General features: G+C 40.3%; 23 protein-coding genes. 12 read left to right on the top strand and 11 right to left on the bottom strand.

Translation table 11 applies throughout. From position 1 onward, the window contains the following. Window position 1: 1 nt before the first annotated feature. Window positions 2–2848 carry a 2-oxoglutarate dehydrogenase E1 component gene (locus ACSQ2E_RS10605; RefSeq protein ID WP_435990497.1) on the bottom strand — a complete coding sequence of 949 codons (2847 nt, stop codon included), beginning with the start codon at window positions 2846–2848 and terminating at the stop codon, window positions 2–4. Between the two features lie 600 nt (window positions 2849–3448). Here ACSQ2E_RS10605 and ACSQ2E_RS10600 point away from each other — a divergent pair. Continuing rightward, window positions 3449–3913, top strand: a complete 465-nt coding sequence (locus tag ACSQ2E_RS10600) for an Hsp20/alpha crystallin family protein (RefSeq protein ID WP_435990496.1) — start codon at window positions 3449–3451, stop codon at window positions 3911–3913. 17 nt (window positions 3914–3930) lie between these two features. On the opposite strand, the gene ACSQ2E_RS10595 is transcribed toward ACSQ2E_RS10600, so the two are convergent. Together ACSQ2E_RS10595 and ACSQ2E_RS10590 are read right to left on the bottom strand one after the other, a co-directional pair. Beyond that, entirely contained in the window at window positions 3931–5340 is a 1410-nt protein-coding gene (locus ACSQ2E_RS10595) for a HAMP domain-containing sensor histidine kinase (protein ID WP_435990495.1), read from the bottom strand. Then, window positions 5337–6014 carry a response regulator transcription factor gene (locus ACSQ2E_RS10590; RefSeq protein WP_435990494.1) on the bottom strand — a complete coding sequence of 226 codons (678 nt, stop codon included), beginning with the start codon at window positions 6012–6014 and terminating at the stop codon, window positions 5337–5339. Before ACSQ2E_RS10590 ends, ACSQ2E_RS10595 begins: the two co-directional genes overlap by 4 nt. Window positions 6015–6390: 376 nt before the next feature. Here ACSQ2E_RS10590 and ACSQ2E_RS10585 point away from each other — a divergent pair, with 376 nt between their 5' ends. The 5 genes from ACSQ2E_RS10585 (at window position 6391) to ACSQ2E_RS10565 (ending at window position 9019) form a co-directional block, all read left to right on the top strand. Continuing rightward, complete coding sequence (locus tag ACSQ2E_RS10585; RefSeq protein ID WP_435990493.1) at window positions 6391–6576, top strand: hypothetical protein; 186 nt, start codon at window positions 6391–6393, stop codon at window positions 6574–6576. Between the two features lie 374 nt (window positions 6577–6950). Then, window positions 6951–7676 (top strand): LamB/YcsF family protein, encoded by a 726-nt coding sequence (locus ACSQ2E_RS10580; RefSeq protein ID WP_435990492.1) that lies wholly within the window; start codon window positions 6951–6953, stop codon window positions 7674–7676. Window positions 7677–7731: 55 nt separating this feature from the next. After that, the gene (locus tag ACSQ2E_RS10575; RefSeq protein ID WP_435990491.1) at window positions 7732–8025 is read left to right on the top strand and encodes a hypothetical protein; all 294 of its coding nucleotides are present in this window, start codon (window positions 7732–7734) and stop codon (window positions 8023–8025) included. A gap of 9 nt (window positions 8026–8034) precedes the next feature. After that, on the top strand, window positions 8035–8556 hold the full coding sequence (locus ACSQ2E_RS10570) for a 2'-5' RNA ligase family protein (protein ID WP_435990490.1): 522 nt from the start codon (window positions 8035–8037) through the stop codon (window positions 8554–8556). Window positions 8557–8611: 55 nt separating this feature from the next. Then, the gene (locus ACSQ2E_RS10565) at window positions 8612–9019 is read left to right on the top strand and encodes a secondary thiamine-phosphate synthase enzyme YjbQ (RefSeq protein ID WP_435990489.1); all 408 of its coding nucleotides are present in this window, start codon (window positions 8612–8614) and stop codon (window positions 9017–9019) included. Window positions 9020–9120: 101 nt separating this feature from the next. Here ACSQ2E_RS10565 and ACSQ2E_RS10560 read toward each other — a convergent pair whose 3' ends face one another. Further along, window positions 9121–9510: a thiol-disulfide oxidoreductase DCC family protein gene (locus tag ACSQ2E_RS10560; protein ID WP_435990488.1), complete on the bottom strand. Its 390-nt coding sequence runs from the start codon at window positions 9508–9510 to the stop codon at window positions 9121–9123. 210 nt (window positions 9511–9720) lie between these two features. Here ACSQ2E_RS10560 and ACSQ2E_RS10555 point away from each other — a divergent pair, with 210 nt between their 5' ends. Continuing rightward, window positions 9721–10575 carry an STAS domain-containing protein gene (locus tag ACSQ2E_RS10555; protein WP_435990487.1) on the top strand — a complete coding sequence of 285 codons (855 nt, stop codon included), beginning with the start codon at window positions 9721–9723 and terminating at the stop codon, window positions 10573–10575. 718 nt (window positions 10576–11293) lie between these two features. Here the strand turns inward: ACSQ2E_RS10555 and ACSQ2E_RS10550 are convergent. Beyond that, a complete protein-coding gene (locus tag ACSQ2E_RS10550; RefSeq protein WP_435990486.1) occupies window positions 11294–11785 on the bottom strand; it encodes a hypothetical protein in 492 nt (163 codons plus the stop codon). Then, the gene (locus ACSQ2E_RS10545; protein WP_435990485.1) at window positions 11769–12254 is read right to left on the bottom strand and encodes a hypothetical protein; all 486 of its coding nucleotides are present in this window, start codon (window positions 12252–12254) and stop codon (window positions 11769–11771) included. The genes ACSQ2E_RS10550 and ACSQ2E_RS10545 overlap by 17 nt, the downstream gene beginning before the upstream one ends. A gap of 133 nt (window positions 12255–12387) precedes the next feature. On the opposite strand from ACSQ2E_RS10545, the gene ACSQ2E_RS10540 reads away from it, so the two are divergent. Together ACSQ2E_RS10540 and ACSQ2E_RS10535 are read left to right on the top strand one after the other, a co-directional pair. Then, complete coding sequence (locus ACSQ2E_RS10540; protein WP_435990484.1) at window positions 12388–12585, top strand: hypothetical protein; 198 nt, start codon at window positions 12388–12390, stop codon at window positions 12583–12585. A 449-nt stretch (window positions 12586–13034) separates the two neighbouring features. Beyond that, window positions 13035–13226: a hypothetical protein gene (locus ACSQ2E_RS10535; protein WP_435990483.1), complete on the top strand. Its 192-nt coding sequence runs from the start codon at window positions 13035–13037 to the stop codon at window positions 13224–13226. 99 nt (window positions 13227–13325) lie between these two features. Here the strand turns inward: ACSQ2E_RS10535 and ACSQ2E_RS10530 are convergent, their stop codons facing one another. Both ACSQ2E_RS10530 and ACSQ2E_RS10525 read right to left on the bottom strand, forming a co-directional pair. After that, a complete protein-coding gene (locus tag ACSQ2E_RS10530; RefSeq protein ID WP_435990482.1) occupies window positions 13326–13697 on the bottom strand; it encodes an aminoacyl-tRNA hydrolase in 372 nt (123 codons plus the stop codon). Between the two features lie 51 nt (window positions 13698–13748). Further along, window positions 13749–14078 carry a hypothetical protein gene (locus ACSQ2E_RS10525; protein ID WP_435990481.1) on the bottom strand — a complete coding sequence of 110 codons (330 nt, stop codon included), beginning with the start codon at window positions 14076–14078 and terminating at the stop codon, window positions 13749–13751. 169 nt (window positions 14079–14247) lie between these two features. Between ACSQ2E_RS10525 and ACSQ2E_RS10520 the strand changes: the two genes are divergently transcribed. Genes ACSQ2E_RS10520 through ACSQ2E_RS10510 form a run of 3 tightly spaced genes read left to right on the top strand, consistent with a single transcriptional unit; the run spans window position 14248 to window position 15504 of the window. Then, the gene (locus ACSQ2E_RS10520; protein ID WP_435990480.1) at window positions 14248–14841 is read left to right on the top strand and encodes a TetR/AcrR family transcriptional regulator; all 594 of its coding nucleotides are present in this window, start codon (window positions 14248–14250) and stop codon (window positions 14839–14841) included. Window positions 14842–14845: 4 nt separating this feature from the next. Further along, window positions 14846–15190, top strand: a complete 345-nt coding sequence (locus tag ACSQ2E_RS10515) for a DMT family transporter (protein ID WP_435990479.1) — start codon at window positions 14846–14848, stop codon at window positions 15188–15190. Next, the gene (locus ACSQ2E_RS10510; protein WP_435990478.1) at window positions 15190–15504 is read left to right on the top strand and encodes a DMT family transporter; all 315 of its coding nucleotides are present in this window, start codon (window positions 15190–15192) and stop codon (window positions 15502–15504) included. Before ACSQ2E_RS10515 ends, ACSQ2E_RS10510 begins: the two co-directional genes overlap by 1 nt. A 38-nt stretch (window positions 15505–15542) precedes the next feature. Here the strand turns inward: ACSQ2E_RS10510 and ACSQ2E_RS10505 are convergent, their stop codons facing one another. The 3 genes from ACSQ2E_RS10505 to ACSQ2E_RS10495 are packed head-to-tail and all read right to left on the bottom strand — an operon-like array spanning window position 15543 to window position 19262. Beyond that, window positions 15543–16649, bottom strand: a complete 1107-nt coding sequence (locus tag ACSQ2E_RS10505) for a Ger(x)C family spore germination protein (protein ID WP_435990477.1) — start codon at window positions 16647–16649, stop codon at window positions 15543–15545. Next, window positions 16646–17755, bottom strand: coding sequence for a GerAB/ArcD/ProY family transporter (locus ACSQ2E_RS10500; protein WP_435990476.1), 1110 nt, complete (start codon window positions 17753–17755; stop codon window positions 16646–16648). The genes ACSQ2E_RS10505 and ACSQ2E_RS10500 overlap by 4 nt, the downstream gene beginning before the upstream one ends. Beyond that, on the bottom strand, window positions 17739–19262 hold the full coding sequence (locus tag ACSQ2E_RS10495; RefSeq protein WP_435990475.1) for a spore germination protein: 1524 nt from the start codon (window positions 19260–19262) through the stop codon (window positions 17739–17741). Before ACSQ2E_RS10495 ends, ACSQ2E_RS10500 begins: the two co-directional genes overlap by 17 nt. Window positions 19263–19387 lie beyond the last annotated feature (125 nt).

The raw sequence follows: 19387 nt of genomic DNA, 5'->3' as shown, positions 1-19387 counted from the left end.
CTTATCGAGTTAACGCTTCGTTAATAATTCGTGATTGTTCTTTTTTGTGTACAGTTGGTTCACCTTCTGAAGGACTGGAACGTCTGCGACGTCCTACATAGTACACTTCCACACCGTCAGGAGCTATATCACGAAGTCGTGATTCTGCAAATGTCCAAGCACCCATATTCTTAGGCTCTTCTTGGATCCAAACCAATTCTTTGAGGTTTGGATACCTTTCTAAGATAGATGTGATGTCTCCTTTAGGGAAAGGATAAATTTCTTCTATTCTAAGAACATGTAACCAATCTTTATCCTCGATATCTTGAAGCTTTTCTTCTAGATCAATTGCCATTTTCCCACTGCATAATACAACGCGCTCAACCGCATCTTGGTTTTCTCCAAGACCCTTCTGCTCAAGGACCGAATGGAATTCCCCATTGGCAAGCTCTTCGGCTGTGACCGCTGCAAATTGATTTCGCAGCAAGCTTTTCGGTGTCATAATAACCAGAGGTCTGACTTCTTCCTTCTGTAAAATGGCTGCCTGACGTCTTAGAATGTGGAAGTACTGACCTGCAGTGGAACAATTGGCTACTGTCCAATTATATTCCCCACCCAGCTGTAAGAATCGCTCTAAACGAGCGCTTGAGTGTTCAGGACCTTGTCCTTCGTATCCATGGGGAAGGAGCATGACAAGACCTGTTTTTTGTCCCCATTTCGCCCGACCGGCTGAAATGAATTGATCAAACATCACTTGTGCCATATTGGAGAAATCACCAAATTGAGCTTCCCATAGAACAAGGGTTTCCGGAGCAAAGACATTATACCCATATTCATATCCAACAACCGCAGTCTCTGTAAGAGGGCTGTTAAGAACGACAAACGATGCATGACTATCTTCAAGATTGTGTAAAGGAATATATTCTTCTCCGGATTTCTCATCATGCAGTACAAGATGGCGCTGAGCAAATGTACCACGTTCGGAGTCCTGACCAGTCAATCGTATTGGGGTGCCATCCTTTAAGATGGATGCAAAGGCAAGAGTCTCGGCATGTGCCCAATCAATCTTTCCTTTTCCTTCAAATACCTGGCTGCGCCTCTTTAAAATACGTTCTAATTTCTTGAACACATTAAAGCCTTCAGGCCATTGAAGCAATTCACTGTTCAGCCCTTCAAGCTTTTTGAAATCGACGCTTGTATTGATTTCAGGCAGGCCATTGGCAACATACTCTGGTGGAGCAAGGACCGTATCGGGATCATCGTCTTTGGCAGGTACTTTTTCATACGCCGCTTTTAATTCTTCTTCGATTTCAGTATCCATTTTCTCTACGTCAGCATCTGTTACGATACCTTCTGAGATGAGTTTGTCAGCATACATCTTCTTAACATTTGGATGATCCTGAATGACTGAATACATCAATGGATTCGTTACCATCGGTTCGTCCATTTCATTATGACCAAAACGTCTGTAGCCGATTAAATCAATGACAAAGTCTTTACCGAATGTTTTACGATATTCATAGGCAAGGACTGCTGCAGCAAGACAGGCTTCCGGATCATCCGCATTGACATGCACAATTGGCACTTCAAAGCCCTTGGCCGTATCCGATGCATACTTTGTCGAACGTGAATCACGGCTTTCAGTTGTGAAACCAATCATGTTGTTGGCGATGAGGTGAATCGATCCACCTGTATTGTATCCGCGCAGTTGACTCATATTTAACGTTTCGGCAACGACACCTTGACCCGGGAAGGCAGCATCTCCATGTATCATGACTGCATATGATGCTTCAGGAGACTGCTCAGGATAGCCTTTATCTTCACGGACTTCCTGGGCTGCACGTGTGTACCCTGCAACGATCGGACTGACAACTTCCAAGTGACTCGGGTTGTTGGCAAGCGTCACCCGTGCACGGGCTGTCGGTGACTGCTGTGGAGAAATTTCACGGTCTGCCCCCAAATGATACTTAACGTCTCCCGTCCATCCAAATGTGATGCCGATTGATCCTTCAGAAGGAATTAAGTCCTTACTCGGAGCGTGTTGGAATTCTGCGAAGATCATCTCGTATGGTTTCCCGATGACATGTGCCAAAACATTCAGACGTCCTCGATGAGCCATTCCGATATTGACGGTTTTAGCACCTGATTCAACAGAATAACGAACCATCTCGTCCAGTAATGGAACCATCGTGTCCAATCCTTCAATTGAGAAGCGCTTTTGACCAACAAAGGTACGATGAACATATTTCTCAAATCCGTCCACTTGGGCAAGACGCTTTAATAACGAAATTTTCTTTTCTTTAGAAAGTGGAGGGAAATAGGATTCCGACTCTATCTTTTCCCTTAACCAATTTTTCTCTTCAAGCTCATGAACATGAGCATATTCGAATGCCAACTTATTTGTGTAAACCTGTCTTAAGTGCTGAATGGCCTGAAGACCGTCTTTTATATGAGAAGGTGCATTAGGGCATAAGAAATCAACAGGTATTTGCTTTAAATCTTCTTCTGTTAGATTAAACTCAGAAAGTTCAATTCTTCTTGTATCCTTATTCCGGTCATTCAGGGGATTAATATCCGCAGCTAAGTGACCATATGTACGAATATTATCTGCTAATTTAACCGCAGCCACCATTTTACTCAATGCAGTAGGCTGTTCGGGCAGTGTAAACGATGAATCACCGTGTTGGGCGCTCGCGATCACCTTTACGTCTTCAACGGTGGGTGGCCCCCATTGTTCGAATAATTCCTTTAATTCAGGATCTACTTCTGATGGATCTTCAAGGAATTGTTCATAAACCTCCATTACATAACCAAGGTTTGGTCCGTAAAATGATTGCCACGGTTCCCCTTTTGCAGATTGCTTTTTCATTGTGAAAAACCTCCAACTATTTTGCCAGTTAGTATAATTTGGGTATCATGTATTCTTACAATTTAATCAACGGTATTCATTATGCAAGAATAGTAATTTTTAATACATAAAAACGCTTACAAGGATATTTTATCACTGTGCAGTAGTAAGATAAAGTCTTTATAACAAATTTCTCAAAATTTTGTTTTCCGTACGTATAATGCGAATATTACTTATATTCCCATAATATTTTACATGAAAACCTTTCCGTATAACGACTATTCTGAAATAATATTTTATTAAGCGCTTTCTCTTTCACCTTCTTGTATCCCTATGTCAGGGTACTTTTTTCATAAACCATCTTACTACTGTTACCTAAAAAAACCAAATATTTTTTGTCATTTTCTACGATTTTTTGTTTAGTTCTATGTTCATAGAGTCATAGACAAAGCTTTTTCAGTCGCAACATCCTCTTGCATCTCCAAAAATGAACTCATCGCCCACCCAATGCATAGGATAGAACCAGAAGGAAACAAAAGGGTTATTTACTATGTTTAAAGTGAGGTGGTTCACATTTTCCCATGGAGTTTATTCCCTTTCAATAAAAACATGAAAGATCAAATGAATCAAATGAACCCTAAAGAAATGGATAACTATATTCAAGGAATGATGAAAAAGATGTTTCCTGGCGGTTGGGATAGCATGATGAATCCGAATGATATGATGAATGGGGCACAATCCTTTATGAATCCGATGGGCAATCAGGGGCAGCAAACGAAACGCGAGGAAGAATCCAGATCTACTTCCGCCATTCCTACCAGTGTGTTCGAAACCTTTGAAGATATCTATATTCGTTTCCAGGTACCGAATGAGGAGTGGATGAAGCATCTGAAGATTTTTCACACGTCAAATCAGGCAATCATTGAGAACATACCCGGCTGTGAGGAAAGACAAGTGATCACCCTCCCTTGTCTGGTAAAGAAAAAAGGTGCTGTCGCTCAATATAAAGAAGGGATCCTGGAACTGAAAATCCCTAAAAGCATTGACATGCAGTACACAGAAATAGACGTCTCAGAAAAATATTGAGACGTCTATCTGTAAATTCAATGGATTTGTTTAAGGGATAGGCGAATGACGGTCCCATCAGGATGGTTTCCACTGGCCGTGATGTCACCTTCATAGTTTTGGACCAACTTCGAAGCGATGGCGAGCCCCAGCCCGTATCCACCTTTCTCGCGGCTTCTTGCTTTATCCACACGATAAAAGCGGTCAAATATTTTCTGAAGATCTTCTTCAGGAATACCAATCCCCTCATCCTTGACTTCGATGATAACGTCTTCCTGAGAGTCCATTAGCTTCACTTCTATGGTCGAGTGTTCATCAGAATACTTCACGGCATTATCCAACAGGATGATCATGATCTGCTCCAAGTGCCTCGGCATGATGGTTACCACCGCTTCGTGGTTTAAATCATCAAAACAAGAAAAAGTGTATTCCTGATGAAGAAACCTAAAGTCCCTCATCACTTTATCCACTATTTTCTGAACATTTGCCCTGGCATTTTCCAAATCGAATTTTTCCCGGTCCGCTCTGGAAAGCTCCAACAATTCACCTACAAGCCGCTTCACTCTCTCAAGTTCATCTAATGATACTTGTAAAGACTCCTCCAGTATGGTTGGATCCTTTTTCCCCCAACGATTCAATAATGCAAGATGCCCTTCAAGTACCTGAATGGGTGTTCTCAATTCATGTGAAGCATCCTCCACAAATTGCTGTTGCTGTTGAAACGATTTTTCGATCTGACTCATCATTTTATTAAAGATCTGAGATAAGTCACTGATTTCATCATGGGCCTTAACAATCTCTACTCTTTCGTGAAATCCTTTTCTTTCGATGGACCTCATTGTTTCAGAAAGTTTATTCAATGGGCGGACAAAGCTTTTCGCCATAGAATAACCTATGACCGCACTAATCAGAAGAGCAAGGATACCCGTAATTGTCATCATCCAAAAAAGATTTTTCATGATGTTTTCATAACGGTTCAATGGCTGTATGATTTCTACATATCCATTAAATCGAGTTGATTTGATGGGTGAACGCCCAATGAGCATTTTCTTTCCTTCAGATTCTATAAGTTCCACGGATTTATCTTTGACAGGTTGAAATGGTACATAGAAGGCAGACTCATTTTCACCCCTGATTTCCAATACTTGTTCCCCATGACGATCCAATATCCGTATCGTCTGGTCTTTTTCGGCTATTTGTTTCATTAGATCCCGGCTATCATAAATGTCCTGGAGTTGGATATCGTTCCCTCTCTGTTTAAAGAAGACAGTAATTTCATCCAAGACCCGGCCGAAATTACTTTCTTCTTCATCAATCATCCATTTATTAATGGCATGATATTGAAAAAAACTGAATAAAAAAAAGGCAAGGAATATAGCTGACCCGGCTGCTAATGCCCACTTCACCTTAAGGGAAGAAGGCTTAAGGCGATTGATGAATGTATTCATGTTCTCATCACATAGCCGGTCCCACGGACGGTCTGGATATAACTCTCTTCGTCTTTAGAATCTATTTTATTCCTTAAGTACCTTACGTAGACATCTACAACATTCGTTTCTACCTCAGTGTCGTAACCCCATACTTTATTGAGGAGGACTTCACGGGTCAACACAATATTCTTGTTCTCTAAAAAAGCAAGTAAAAGGTCATACTCCCGTTTGGTTACGTCAATTTCATCTTCAAGCTTAAAAACTTGCCTGGACTCCTTGTATACGATGATATCCCGATAATGAAACGTGGTCTGTTGTGTAGCTTCCTCTTTTACGGCGCGCCTGAACACAGCCCTTAGCCTTGCTAACAACTCTTCAATAGCAAAGGGTTTGACGATGTAATCATCCGCCCCGCTGTCAAGCCCTGATACCCGGTCCATTACGCTGTCCCTTGCCGTAATCATCAGGATCGGGATGGCTTTGACCTGCCTGATTCTTCTGCACACTTCCAATCCATTCAATCCGGGGAGCATCAGGTCAAGGAGGATGATGTCCCATTCTTCGTTTAGGGCTTGATCGAGACCATCTCTCCCGTCATAGGCCAGGCCGACTTCGTATCCTTCATATTTCAGTTCCAATTCAATGAATCTGGATAGATTTTTTTCATCTTCAATGACTAAGATTCTTTTCACACAATCACCTGCTCTAAATCTTAATACCCTTTATTTTAATTTATTTTTGTTGAAAATAAAATCGTTTAGGGCATGGAATATTTCAATGCCTTGATACGTCATTAATGTTATTGCCGTAAAGCTGAAAAATAAAATAGGAATAATTCGAATCCACATGGTTCTAACCTCCCTTTTATCACTACCCTCATTTTCCTCCTGTATCATTAAAATAAAATGAGAAAAAGGTGAGTTTTCATTAAGAGATAAACCAATTTACATAATTATATTATAATCATCTGCATTACTCTGTTTGTTATTCCATATAATGTTTCATTTTCTTCATAATGTGGTAGATATATCCATAAACATAGTTAGAAAGCAAAAGGGGGAGAAAGGTATGACTTGGATCGTGGTGATTGTTTCTTTCTTTATCCTTATCGTCCTGTCGGAAGAATTGGTTTATTACCTGTTACGAACCAGGATTATGGAGAATCGGCCAGAGAGGAAAAGAAATGCAGGAAAAATGAAAGAATGGCTCTATAAAATGAAACTAAAACCCAATAACGGGCAACATAACCACTGACAGGCGGAGAACAACTTCCCTGTCTATTTTTTTGATTCTATAGATACAAAAAAAGAAGACAAAAGCTTCAGCAAGGCTTTTGTCTTCAAAGGAAAGAAATTAGAATGGGTCTTACATAATAAAGATTTAAACAGATTAGAAAGCTACCCCACTTTCATTCTGTTTAGGGAGTGATAAATCCTTATTCATAAGCAAGATTCATTGTAACGCCTGAAAAAGTGAACTCAATTAAAACAAGATTAAAATTTGATGAGAAAATTCATGTTTTTATTAACAGACTGTTTCCCGAACAGACAAATGGACATACTTTTATGATATCATGAAGAAGAATTCAGAATGTTACAATACATTCTCATGCTCGAAAGGATGAAAAAATGAAAATTGATTTAAATTGTGATTTAGGGGAAAGTTTTGGTGCATATACGATAGGAAAAGATGAAGAAATGATGAACTATGTTACATCCGTCAATATCGCTTGCGGTTTTCATGCGGGAGATCCACTGGTGATGAAACAAACTGTTGCAAACGCATTGAAGCATCAAGTGAAAATGGGGGCGCATCCCGGGCTGCCAGACATCCAGGGATTTGGAAGAAGAATGATGCACATCTCGCCTGAAGAGACTTATGCTCTCATTCAATACCAGATAGGGGCATTATATGCTTTTATAAAATCGCAAGGCGGGAAACTTTTACATGTAAAACCACATGGAGCCTTATACAATATGGCTGCAAAGGATTTCACATTGGCTAAAGCGATTGCTGAAGCCGTTTACGACCTTGACCCCACCCTCACTTTATTCGGCCTGTCCCAAAGTGAACTTACAAGGGCTGGTGAAGAAGTCGGCTTGCATGTGGCACATGAAGTATTTGCCGATCGTGCCTATCAATCCGATGGTACATTAACTCCCCGCTCTCTTCCTCATGCTGTCCTTCATGACGGGGATGAAGTGGAAAGTCAAGTTCTTCGGATGGTAGAAAAACAAGAGGTGATCTCCATTGATGGGAAAACCGTACCCATCCAGGCAGACACGATTTGTCTCCATGGAGATAATGAAGCAGCCCTATCTCTGGCCAAGCGTCTATTTGAAAAGTTACGTTAGGGAAGCATTCGAAAAAAATGAAAGAAATAGCTATAAGGGAGATGGGGGCTGAATCGTGAAAAAGACATTTTTATTAATGGGATTAAGGTGGGTGTTCATCTTTCTTATAGCTTTTGTCATTGTGGTATACGGATACAAACGGAGTATTTTGCACAGCAGTATTCAATCCTCCATTCGTACGGTGGCACCGGATTCGACCGTTGTGGGAATCATTCAGACCCATACCACAAAGAGCCGAGGAAAAATCTATAAGGCTCTCTATAAAACAAAAGAAGGAAGATGTTTCAGGGCATCATTCGATCGCACATCGTATACAATCATTGAAAGTCAAGAATCACCTTGCCAGTAAAGGAGCATCATGATGAAAAGAGCAATCCATATCTTCCCTTCATTTCATTCAGTTGAGAAAATCCAGGAGATCAGAAACCGATATGACCCTCTGTCGGATAAAATCCCTCCCCACATTACACTCGTTTTTCCTTTTGAATCTTTTATTCCCCAAAGTGAAATCCTGGCTCATATAGAATCAGTAGCGAAGCATATTTCTCCATTCAGCCTGACCTTAAAGGATGTGACAGGTTTCGGCGGGGAATTTTTATTCTTGAATGTAAAAAAAGGCAACGACTTTCTTATAGAATTACATGATGAGTTGTATAAAGGAATACTGGCGCCTTATCGGGATCCCCATTTTACATACTCGCCCCACATCACACTTGGACGGCCAGGAAACAGAGAAGAATATATCACTGCCCTTAAAAAGTATAAGGATTGGAGGGAAAGCTATCATACGGAGGTAACGGAGATTACGTTAGAACAAATAGGTGAGGACAATGTGGCCAACGTCATCGGCCGTGTCCCCCTTAATAAAAACAGGTTTTAACTTGGACATATTGTGGAATGTAAACGAATAGGTCTAATAAGGGAAGGGTTTAATTATGATTAAAACATTAACCATTGATACCAAGAAGCGTGATGAAATGATCGACATTACTCGTTACGTACAAGACATCATTAGCCGGTCTGGAATGACAGAAGGTCTTGTGGCGGTGCAGTCCTTACACACAACAGCCGGTATCACGGTAAACGAGAATGCCGATCCCGATGTGAAAACCGACTTCATTCGCCGATTAGACGAACTTTACCCATGGAACCACACGTCAGATCTTCATGGTGAAGGAAATACAGCTGCGCATTTGAAAACCAGTACCGTCGGCCATTGTCAGACAATCATCGTGTCAAATGGTGATCTATTTTTGGGGACTTGGCAGGGTATATACCTTTGTGAATTCGATGGACCCCGTTCAGGAAGAAAGGTGTCCGTTAAAACGATTCAAAATGAGTAAGACTTTTATTGTTTAATTGGGAAATAGACCCTGGAACTCGTCCAGGGTCTATTCAATTTGTGTGATTCTTTTCCTCATCCTATTTCCCAGTTCAATTGTGCTTATTCTATGAATCGTTCCCGAATTTCCTTTGAGGGAATCATGCATGATTCCTGTTTCCCAAACCATTTGTATCTATTTCTTGCAATAATCCTGTATATGCTGTCTCTTAAAGGCTTCGGAATGGCGAGAAACAGACCGAAAATTTTCCATGGCCAAATCAGTTTAGAACATACTTTCAAGGCTGCTGTTGATTCAATGGAAGCATGATCCCCATCAACCAATACGAAGCTGTCCGTCGTTTTAGGTATGTTATGCTTCTCTAATAACTTCTGTCCTGTCTCACTTTGTAGCGAGGCAAATCGAAATGCCCCTCTTGCATCACGCTTGATGATAAACCGGACACTATTATTGCAAAAATTGCATATGCCATCGAACAAAATGATCCGCAAGTAAATCACCCCTCGTCATAGGCGGATTTCAATTCCCTTTTACTATAATATAATCAAAAAAAAGTTTCTCCTCATATGCCTGAACGGGATGTTCCTCTTTAGAGAAAAGTATAATTTCATCAGATTCTATGATATACTATATTACCATTAATAGTGATTATTTCGTAATAGAATAAATACACATGCAGTATAAGGAGTTGGCTGAAGAAAATGAGAGACGAATTATTTTATTTTGGGAAACAAATTGTTTCCCATAAATCCGAAATCGCTCAAGGTGTTATTCGCTACCAGGAACAGAATTTTTCTGATCAGCTTACGTTATCGGGACTGAAGATGGAACAAGTCACCGAATGGCGCAAGCAATTAATCGAAATCCTCGGACAATCTTTGTACGATGACAAAGTAGAATCATCATTAAGAGTAAAGGAATGGACTGATAAAGTGGGGAAAGCGGCTCTTGAGAATGGAATACCTCTCAATGAAGCCCTAAAAACCCTATCAGGTTTCCGTACTGCCATTTGGGATATATTCATTGATCAATTGAAGGATAATCAAATCTCAGCCTCCCTTATGCTTCAAGTAAATAAAGAAATCAATCCCATTCTTGATGAAATTGCGTACCTGTTAAACGAATTATCCAGCACTCAGCAAAAGGATCAGATCGCCCTCATCCACACTGCCATGGATGAACTCTCGGCCCCGGTTGTACCCATCGCAGAGAAGATTGCGATTCTGCCCCTTATCGGGGAAATTGATACCGATAGAGCAAATGCCATCATGGAAACGGCGTTGAAAAAAAGCTCTGATCTTCAATTAGACTATCTATTTATAGATATTTCCGGTGTTGCCATCATGGACACGATGGTATCCCATAATATTTATCAAATCATCTATGCGCTAAAAATGATGGGTGTTCAATCCGTCTTAACCGGTATCCGGCCAGAAGTGGCTCATACACTGGGGAACCTCGGCATTACTTTTGAGGATCTGAAAACAAGCGCAAGCCTGAAAAAAGCTCTGGAAGATATCGGCTTCACTCAATACGAAGTGGTCCTCTCCGTCTAAAAACGTGGCTGGGACACAACTAAATCCATTTCCTCTAAAGATGAACAATCAAAAATTAGTTGGGCTTGCTTGCTTCAACGCTATTGATTTCCGTGCAAGACTTCGCTTTCCTCGGGCGGAAGGCGAGCCTCCTCGTCGCTTTTCGCTCCTGCGGGGTCTCACCTATTCCGCTTTTCCCGTAGGAGTCTTCGTCTTGCACTCAATCAATAGCTGATCCTGATATATACATTGAATCTGCTTTAGCAATAATATAAGGGCCATTTCATGTACAGACTATAGTTTTCGAATGTTCGATCATTTGGGATGTGTCGGCGCAGAATGAGTCATTCACTTAGGTTAGAAAGAGAATTTGTATAAGTAACGGTCATCAGTCACTGCAACTCATAGAAAAAGAGTTAGTGAGTTAGTGTATCCAATGGAAAGCAATCTCGACATAACAATGTTTAGTAAAAGACTTACGCTTCGGAAGTTGATTGGAACGGAAGGTGCTCGACTCCTGCGGGAAACGCGGGAAAGTTGAGACCCCGCAGGGCAAAGCCCGAGGAGGCTCAACTCACGCCCCGCGGAAAGCGAGCACCTGGAGCGGAAATCAACCACTACTCACTAAATCAAAAACGATCAATCCGAACGATTTCGATTTTCAAAAAAGAATTTCGAATGATCGTTCGGATATTCTTTTTACTAAACATATTTGTCCCAACCTCTTTCTATTTGAAAACTATTGGCTTTCTTTTCTTATTTGATGATGAACTAGAAGTTGAATACTTTGAACTGCCATATAGATAGGGATGGACCAATACATCTTATATCCCTTGTCAAAGTGGAAGATTCCGATCTTCACTGTAAACCACTCCATTAAGAGGGAGAACGCGGTCCAGATCAATATGTATGCAAGGTTCATAATCCCCGTAATTCTCAGTTTACGATAGATATAAATAAAAAAATAACTATAGGGTCCATACATAATATAACTGATAAAATCTATCCCCTGATAGGCAGAACTATCGTTTACATCATAAAAGTCCCATGGCGGGATGCTGATGGTATGATCATAGAACATGCCCACGGATATTCCATAAATGAAATAACTCGTCCCTTCAAGGAAAGAGAAGATTTTTGGAGTTACCCATATCAACAAAAGAAGACCGACCAGACTAATGATGATGAACCATTCATTCAAATCAAAGGATCTCTCATATACCCTGTCCATGCCTTCCCTCCTCCTTCTTCTGGAAATAGTATAGTCCCTTCCCCATCCATATACAGAATACTAAATACACCCCATTGACGATGACTGTATTAAAAAGACTCCAATCCGGATAGGATAGAGATTGAAAATACAGGTGAAGGACGTCCAATACACTGATAAAAAACAAAAGACTTATATAACAAAGCATTTTTTCGCTTCTCTTTTTATAATTCAAGTACCCATTCACCATGATCACACCCACCAAAGGTAAAATACATTCCCGGTTAATGAGCAGACTGATGAACTGAGTGACATCCACGGAAGTGTTCATCCATTCTAGGTTATTCGTCATAATGGTAATATAATTAGTGGAAATAATGGATAACACCATAAATTGAATGAAGTTAGCAGTAAATGTTAGTTTCTTCTTCATAAAGAGAGAAATGTATATCAACATGATCAATACGGTAATAAAGAGAGGGAGCGACATAAGAATCTCCTATACTTTTTTTCTTTATTCTTCCCTTAAACCCTTCATCGCATAACACTTCGAAAGCACTAAGATGTTTGAATTATTTGACTTGGGGAAAATAAGGAAGAAGAAGAAGCAAGGAGGTAAATCGATGAGACATGAAACGATAAACCCTAAATATGGAACAGACGAAATCAAAGAAATTTTCGTAGATGGATTGCAACGAGACCTGTCAACTGAAGAGGAAACCCTTCTATCTGGATGGACCCGCACATTCGATAAGAGTGAGAAAGCAACCATCATCAATATGATGAAGGAATTACTTAATAAACATAAAAGACACGACTGAACATCGGGCAAAATCAGTTTGGAATATGAAAAAGGCAGTCCCTTCTATAGGAGCTGCCTTCTTCATTTTCTCTATATGGAACTCCTCTTATATATCACTTGTTACTTCTAATAGTTTATCGATGTCGACGCGATAGATGGGGCGATTGATATCTTCTTGTCCAAGTTCTATGGTATCTTCTAGTACTTCGTCTATATTCATACTTATAAATACCTCCCAAAGTTGTTAAAATCTGAATGCGCTGAAAGATGATCCATCATCTTCACTATAAAATACGAATCCATCCATTCCTTCATGGGGGTACTTTACAAATAGTTTGATCTGATAATTGTATATAATATCAGAAAGTTGAGTCAAGTAATCATATATGTTATCGTTAGACAATCATAGATTCTACTTAAATAGTACTAGATGGGTAGAATGGCTCTCTCCTTAAAGGAGGCAAACTTATGAAACGTTTTTCCATGCTTCACGTACCTAAGGGTTTCAGGCATAGAGGCCGACCAGCTGTTACCGTTCATGTCTTACCTGTTCATAAAGAATACTTTGCAATAGGTAAATCATTAAAGGGAAACGGTAAAGCTGCCAACAACAATGAAAAACTAGCCGCATATTATGCGTATCTAGATACATTAAAATAAACGCTTATCTCTATAGAAAAGCTGATCAGAACCTCATCTGATCAGCTTTTTTGCAATATTGGCAACGGTTTATAACGGTATGTATTGACATACGTTGATCTAATCTTTTAATAGAGACAAATGACCGACCATTTCCTTAGCTTCATCTTTTCCCATCGGAGGTAGTGCTGTTACAGTCAAGGACCCTTCTTTTATTTCAGTTAACCCACTGTCATGTATGCTGAAATATCCTTTCTTCTCTAACTTCTCCAGTTCTGCTGTTTTCCCCTTTAAAACCACTTTTTTCATGCCCGTCTGCACCCATTCTATAAAATCCGCCTGCCTGTTTTGGAAAGGAGAATCCTTTGACATCATCGTCAATGTACTCAATGTGGCGGCATGTGCCACTTGAGCAGCGGTCTTCCCTTTCGACATCGATAAATCTTTATTAACAATAAAATATTGCACAAGGTCCCTTTTCGTCATATGCATGATCATTCCTATCATAATTGTTTTCAGTATTATGGTTTTATCCTAACACAATTACTTCCTTCTTAGTTTTACCTCATTATTATCAATCGAGACTATTCTGACCTCCTCCCCGATGTTGTAATCAAGATATTCTTCGCAATCCACTGAATACGTATGACCATTATCAAATTTCATGGCACATGAGGAACCATTTTGTGGGGGGTTAAGTTGTTTCCCCGTCTTGATTCCTAACGGACCGTGTCCATCTCTTGCGGGAAAGTACTTCTCTTCGATTACTACCCAGTCACCCTTCGTACTAACCACTATTTTCAAAATCAATAAACACACCAGCGTTAAAACCAATACACTGAGAATCGTCGTTTTCCACCATAAGATTTTCATGCGAATCCCCTTCCCCCCGTTTAAAATCAACAGAAGGTTATATGTATGGGATAGGGTGATCATTCGAGTGTATTATTAAAGAGTGACCATTTTGTTACTTGCATTTTGCTGAAATGGGTTTTATAATTAAACTAACGACCGTTAGTTAGTTTAAGGGAGAGGGATCATCGTGAATGATAATAAGCGGCTGATAAAAAATGTGGCTCTGGATTTATTTGGTCAAAAGGGCTATGAAGATACATCTTTAGCAGAAATCGCAAAGGAGGTCGGAATTAAAAAACCTTCTATTTATAATCATTTTCGCAGTAAAGAGGATCTTTTTATCGAAGTAATAGAGGACTTGATTGTATCAGAAGTGACAGCGTACAGAAAAGCGGAAGGTACCATGAATCATCAAGAACCCCTTAAAAATATCAAGGTGCTTTTCGATTTGTTCTGTCACCGTTTGATGACAACGAAAGAAGCTTTACTGTGGAAAAGGGTAACATTCTTTCCTCCTGAACAGTTTAAGGATTTAATACAGGAGCAATTCATTCACTTCGAAAAGGTTACCACATCCATCTTAGTCTCGGTATACAAGGAAGGCGTTAACCAAGAAATGTTTCAAGGGGTCACGGAGGATGAATTTGTGGCGTCGTTTTTATGTCTGGTTGACGGTGTCTTTCTGGAGCATCACTATTACACGGATGAAATATTTCAACAACGAATCGAATCGGCTTGGAAAGTTTATGCACTTGGAATATCAAGCCGAAAAGGAGAGTAGCATCATGGGCTGGCTATATGTGATTATTGGGGGAATTCTTGAAATTGGCTGGGCAACCGGATTATCCCTTTCAGAAGGGTTTACAAAACCGGTGCCCAGTATCATTACGGCATTCCTCATTTTAGTGAGTTTTTACTTTTTTTCTCAATCAATGAGACTCCTGCCAATCGGGACAGCATATGCCGTCTTCACGGGTATCGGTGCAGCAGGCACGGCTGTGGTTGGTATGCTGTTCTTGAATGATGGGATGAGTATATTGAAGATTGCATTCATCTCTTTACTCATTTTTGGAGTCATTGGACTAAAGATGAGTGATAAAGAAGAAACAGATACTGGGGGTGGCTACTGATGGCTTGGGTGTTTCTCATCTTTGCAGGGTTCTCCGAAGTGATCATGGTGACATTCATGAAGCTTTCAGAAGGATATAAAAGATTTGTCCCTTCCTTGATCAGTTTCACAGCGGGAGCCATGAGCTTTTACCTGTTGTCTCTATCCCTGCTGGATATTCCCGTAAGCACAGGCTATGGGATTTGGACCGGCATCGGTTCTGCAGGTGCTGTGCTCATGGGGATGATTTTTTTCAATGAAACAAAGGATGTAAAAAGGCTTTTTTTCATCTGCTGTATTGTTGGAAGCATCATCGGCTTAAAGATTGTCTCTTGATCATGAAACTTGGTCCAGTACTTAAATGTGCTGGACCTTTAGTTTATGATCCCGTGCCCTATAATATCGACTTTTATGGTTGGTACGATTGTGATTTCAGGATAAGCTTCATCCCAATTTATTTTTTCCCACGTTTTGGGATGGAACGCCATCAGCTCCCTGCCAATTCCGAATAAATCTGAGTTTGCCAGTTGAATCTTCTCAATCATCTCTTCTGCATCTTCTGTTAATTTCTTTGAAGTCTCATCATTGAGTTTCTTTAATTTCTTCTTATCTGTTAATTTATCCTGGGGGAATTCGACAATTAATACATCCATGGCTACGTCTATCCCCACCTGTATATGATCCGGGGCATCTGAAATAATCTTGAGCTTTGACTTGGATTCTGTCACATTATACGTAATATAATTATCCACATTCAGACGTTTATCATTGTCTATTTTGGATACAAAACGGGCAATCTTTGCCTTTTGGTTATTCATGATGAGGAATAACGAGGATTCTTTAAACGTTAAAGTCCCCGATAAAGAATGTTTATGGAAAATACCCGTACCGTCTAATATGATCTCGCCATCCTTTAATTTTAAGAGAGGCAGGGCAAAGTCCTTTCCTTCATCGAACATAAGTGTGCAGACCGTTTGTAAATTCTGTTTCGGAACGCCAGTGGCGGACTCAGCACTTTTGAGTAATTCAATCATATACTCTGAGATCAGCACGTTTTTTTCACTCAATTTAGAGAGGATGTCTTCTCCATTCCCCTCCACCACGGCAAGTTTTGCTGAAATCGAACTATTTGGATCACGGTAAAAAATATCCAAAAACTTATAAATATCCTTTTTGGCTAGTTCTTCCCCTAATAAAAATATCCGGTTTTTCGACGGCTCAAATGCCCCGGAAATCTTTCTGTCCATTACCATCCGTGTTTCACGTATGGTCTTCCCTTCGCCCTGGACCATTGTATTTGTAGGGGTTCCATTCTTGAAATCCCGGATGATCGCAGTGGATCGGATCGTTTCATCATCCAACAAATCAAAAGAAGAAGAAAAAACAAGCCTTCCATTTCGAAGCAACCGCTGATCCCAACAGCCAGTTAAGAAAGGGAGCATAACAATAAGAATGCTGATGATGATCCATTGTTTTTTCATGCGTCTTCCCCTCTTTCTGCTTTCTTGAAAAGATATGAAATGCTTAATAACGAAACAGGTATCACCAAAATATAGAGATACGAAAGATTGATCACCATTTTATTATAGATCTCCATTTCTCCTTCTTTACCTGGAATTAATGCAATGACATACGCCATCATTCCAAATAACATAGTATAAATATAACGTTTACGTTTAAACCACTTGAACGTATGAATACTCCCTTCTGTAGATAAAAAAAGATAACTTGTCAGGGAGGTGATGACATTGACCACCCATAATGACATGAATACTAAATCAATCCTCTCAACTATCTGTAAATAAAGGGATTTTACAAAGTAAAGGACCGGTTGGGGAACGATGACTATTTCTTCAGGACTGAAGGTAATAAGGCTGACGATGGTGAGAAACGTATAAGTCAGTGTCACAAACAGGTTCGCAATCGATGCTGAATACAAGACAGAACGTTCACCATTGTGTTGAAAATACGGAAACAGAAAGAGCAGCAATTCAAACCCTAACATTGAAAAGTATGCTTCTTTTGCTCCCTTTAAAATCTGAATACCACCGGACTCACCGATTGGTAATAGATATCTCCATTCAACGGGATAAGTGGCCAACACCACCACAGAAATCAGGAGAAGAAAAAAGATCAGACTCGATACCACTACATATACATCGCTAATAGCAGCAACCTTTTCCTTCCCCAGGTAAATTCCAGTAAAAATCAATAAAAACGTGACGATCCATTTTGGTGTAAGGGGAAGCACCCACGTCTTTATGATAGCGGTCGAGTACATCAATATTAACGCCGTGACCAGAATCCCATAAATAATAAAAGAAATATTCACCATCGATCCTGGAACTTTACCCAAAAGTTGTCTGGAATACTGAAAGAGGGATTTCTTAGGAAATCTTCTCCCCAATACCCAGAAGAGTACGATGAGGATCTGTACAATGAAACCGGCAAGCAATACAGAGATCCACGCATCTGCCTTCGAAACAGAAAATACGCTGAATGGAAGTCCGAGAATCCCTACTCCGATTTGGGTTTGAATAATAAAGAATATTAATTGGATGGAAGTGAGGTTAGTCTGAATCTTCATTTTTTTTCCATCCCCGGGAATCCGACGTTTTCCATCTGTATAGTGATCGTAAATCCTTCGGCCGCTTTTTCATCAGCCATACAGGAAGCCGAATAAACGTATCTTTCAGTCCCTTAACATCAAGAGGGGCTACCGGGTATAAATAATGATGGCCCACCGACTTCAGATTGGACATGTGGATTAAGAGCAGCATCAGTCCAATGACCATTCCAAGCACGCCGAATAGTGCTGCGGCTATCATAAGGGGGAATCCCAATATCCTCACAGAAGTGCTCAACTCATTTGAAGGAATGACAAAAGAAGAAATCGCTGTGATCGCCACGACAATAACCATCGTATTAGAAACCAGGTTGGCTTCTACAACAGCCGTCCCAATGACCAGACCCCCTACAACCCCAATGGTTTGCGCAATCGGATTGGGAAGCCGTATCGCTGCCTCACGCAGCAATTCCAATGTAAGCTGCATGATCGCCGCCTCAATCAATGGTGGAAAGGGCACGTATTCAAGTGAGCTTTTTATCGAAAAGATAATTTCCACAGGGATGATCTCATAATTATAGGAAATGACGGCGATATAAAAAGCCGGTAAACAAAGGGTGGCAATAAAGCTGATCAACCTGATCAAACGAATAAAAGACCCAATGAATGCGCGATTATTATAATCCTCCGTTGTTTGAAAAAAGCTGAAAAAGTTCACAGGAAAAATAAGCACAGTCGGACTTCCTTCCATCACCATGGCCACTCTCCCCTCCATCAGGTTTCCCGCCACACGGTCCGGGCGTTCTGTATTCAAAAACTGAGGGAATGGGGAAAACGAATTATCTTCCAGAAATTCTTCAAAATACCCGGGTGATTGTATCGAATCGCTGTTAATGTAGCTGATTCGATCCTCAATGGTGTTCACTATTTCCATATTCGTCAGATCGGATAAATATACAAGAGAATACTTCGTTCTTGTCGTCTCCCCCACACTCGAGTGTTTCACAGTCAACTTCGGACTGGAGATTCTTTCACGGATCAGGTGGATATTTTCCGAAATGTTTTCACTGAACCCCTGATGTGATCCCCTGATCACCTTCTCATTAATCGGCTCATACCGGTTGGAAAGAATCTTTGGCATACTTACGAACGTAATCCATTCATTATCTTCCTGTAAGATAATACAGTGCCCATCCACCATCGCAGTTAGTGCCTCTTCTAAATGAATCGTTTCTTTGACACTATTACTGCTTACAGAATCTTGAATCGTTCCGCCCTCTTTTTCTAGGAGGGGCTGGATGATATATGTCTGTAGGCTTCTATTATCAATGACAGAATCTAAAAAAAGGATGGTCATTCTTTTTTCATTAAAGGTCAAGTTTCTTATTTTCAGGTCATCCGTGTGAAAAAGACCTTCCTGAAAATAGAACACCTTCTCGTCCATTGTGAGGGCTTCAATGACAACTTCTTCTTTTACTGAAAGGAGCTGCTTCGGCTTTCTTCTATTCTTATTGTTAAAGGAACTCATATTTGCACCTTCAGTCAGAATCATTTTTTTACTATGCTCCCCAAAGATGGTGCCATTATGCATTTTCATTGGCTGTGCTATGATGGATTCATTGTGCCTTATATGTTCTTCCTCAAAAATAATTC

The organism is Rossellomorea sp. LjRoot5 (genome assembly GCF_964253455.1).
Taxonomy (GTDB): Bacteria; Bacillota; Bacilli; order Bacillales; family Bacillaceae_B; genus Rossellomorea.
Note: the sequence above shows the minus strand (reverse complement) of the source record. Positions and strands in the feature narration are given on the sequence as shown.

What these genes read in the sequence shown, in the direction of transcription:
- ACSQ2E_RS10605 (WP_435990497.1), bottom strand. Translation starts at nt 2,848, where the DNA reads ATGAAAAAGCAATCTGCAAAAGGGGAACCGTGGCAATCATTTTACGGA.
- ACSQ2E_RS10600 (WP_435990496.1), top strand. Translation starts at nt 3,449, where the DNA reads ATGAATCAAATGAACCCTAAAGAAATGGATAACTATATTCAAGGAATG.
- ACSQ2E_RS10595 (WP_435990495.1), bottom strand. Translation starts at nt 5,340, where the DNA reads ATGAATACATTCATCAATCGCCTTAAGCCTTCTTCCCTTAAGGTGAAG.
- ACSQ2E_RS10585 (WP_435990493.1), top strand. Translation starts at nt 6,391, where the DNA reads ATGACTTGGATCGTGGTGATTGTTTCTTTCTTTATCCTTATCGTCCTG.
- ACSQ2E_RS10580 (WP_435990492.1), top strand. Translation starts at nt 6,951, where the DNA reads ATGAAAATTGATTTAAATTGTGATTTAGGGGAAAGTTTTGGTGCATAT.
- ACSQ2E_RS10570 (WP_435990490.1), top strand. Translation starts at nt 8,035, where the DNA reads ATGATGAAAAGAGCAATCCATATCTTCCCTTCATTTCATTCAGTTGAG.
- ACSQ2E_RS10565 (WP_435990489.1), top strand. Translation starts at nt 8,612, where the DNA reads ATGATTAAAACATTAACCATTGATACCAAGAAGCGTGATGAAATGATC.
- ACSQ2E_RS10555 (WP_435990487.1), top strand. Translation starts at nt 9,721, where the DNA reads ATGAGAGACGAATTATTTTATTTTGGGAAACAAATTGTTTCCCATAAA.
- ACSQ2E_RS10550 (WP_435990486.1), bottom strand. Translation starts at nt 11,785, where the DNA reads ATGGACAGGGTATATGAGAGATCCTTTGATTTGAATGAATGGTTCATC.
- ACSQ2E_RS10545 (WP_435990485.1), bottom strand. Translation starts at nt 12,254, where the DNA reads ATGTCGCTCCCTCTCTTTATTACCGTATTGATCATGTTGATATACATT.
- ACSQ2E_RS10540 (WP_435990484.1), top strand. Translation starts at nt 12,388, where the DNA reads ATGAGACATGAAACGATAAACCCTAAATATGGAACAGACGAAATCAAA.
- ACSQ2E_RS10535 (WP_435990483.1), top strand. Translation starts at nt 13,035, where the DNA reads ATGAAACGTTTTTCCATGCTTCACGTACCTAAGGGTTTCAGGCATAGA.
- ACSQ2E_RS10530 (WP_435990482.1), bottom strand. Translation starts at nt 13,697, where the DNA reads ATGCATATGACGAAAAGGGACCTTGTGCAATATTTTATTGTTAATAAA.
- ACSQ2E_RS10525 (WP_435990481.1), bottom strand. Translation starts at nt 14,078, where the DNA reads ATGAAAATCTTATGGTGGAAAACGACGATTCTCAGTGTATTGGTTTTA.
- ACSQ2E_RS10515 (WP_435990479.1), top strand. Translation starts at nt 14,846, where the DNA reads ATGGGCTGGCTATATGTGATTATTGGGGGAATTCTTGAAATTGGCTGG.
- ACSQ2E_RS10510 (WP_435990478.1), top strand. Translation starts at nt 15,190, where the DNA reads ATGGCTTGGGTGTTTCTCATCTTTGCAGGGTTCTCCGAAGTGATCATG.
- ACSQ2E_RS10505 (WP_435990477.1), bottom strand. Translation starts at nt 16,649, where the DNA reads ATGAAAAAACAATGGATCATCATCAGCATTCTTATTGTTATGCTCCCT.
- ACSQ2E_RS10500 (WP_435990476.1), bottom strand. Translation starts at nt 17,755, where the DNA reads ATGAAGATTCAGACTAACCTCACTTCCATCCAATTAATATTCTTTATT.
- ACSQ2E_RS10495 (WP_435990475.1), bottom strand. Translation starts at nt 19,262, where the DNA reads ATGAGTTCCTTTAACAATAAGAATAGAAGAAAGCCGAAGCAGCTCCTT.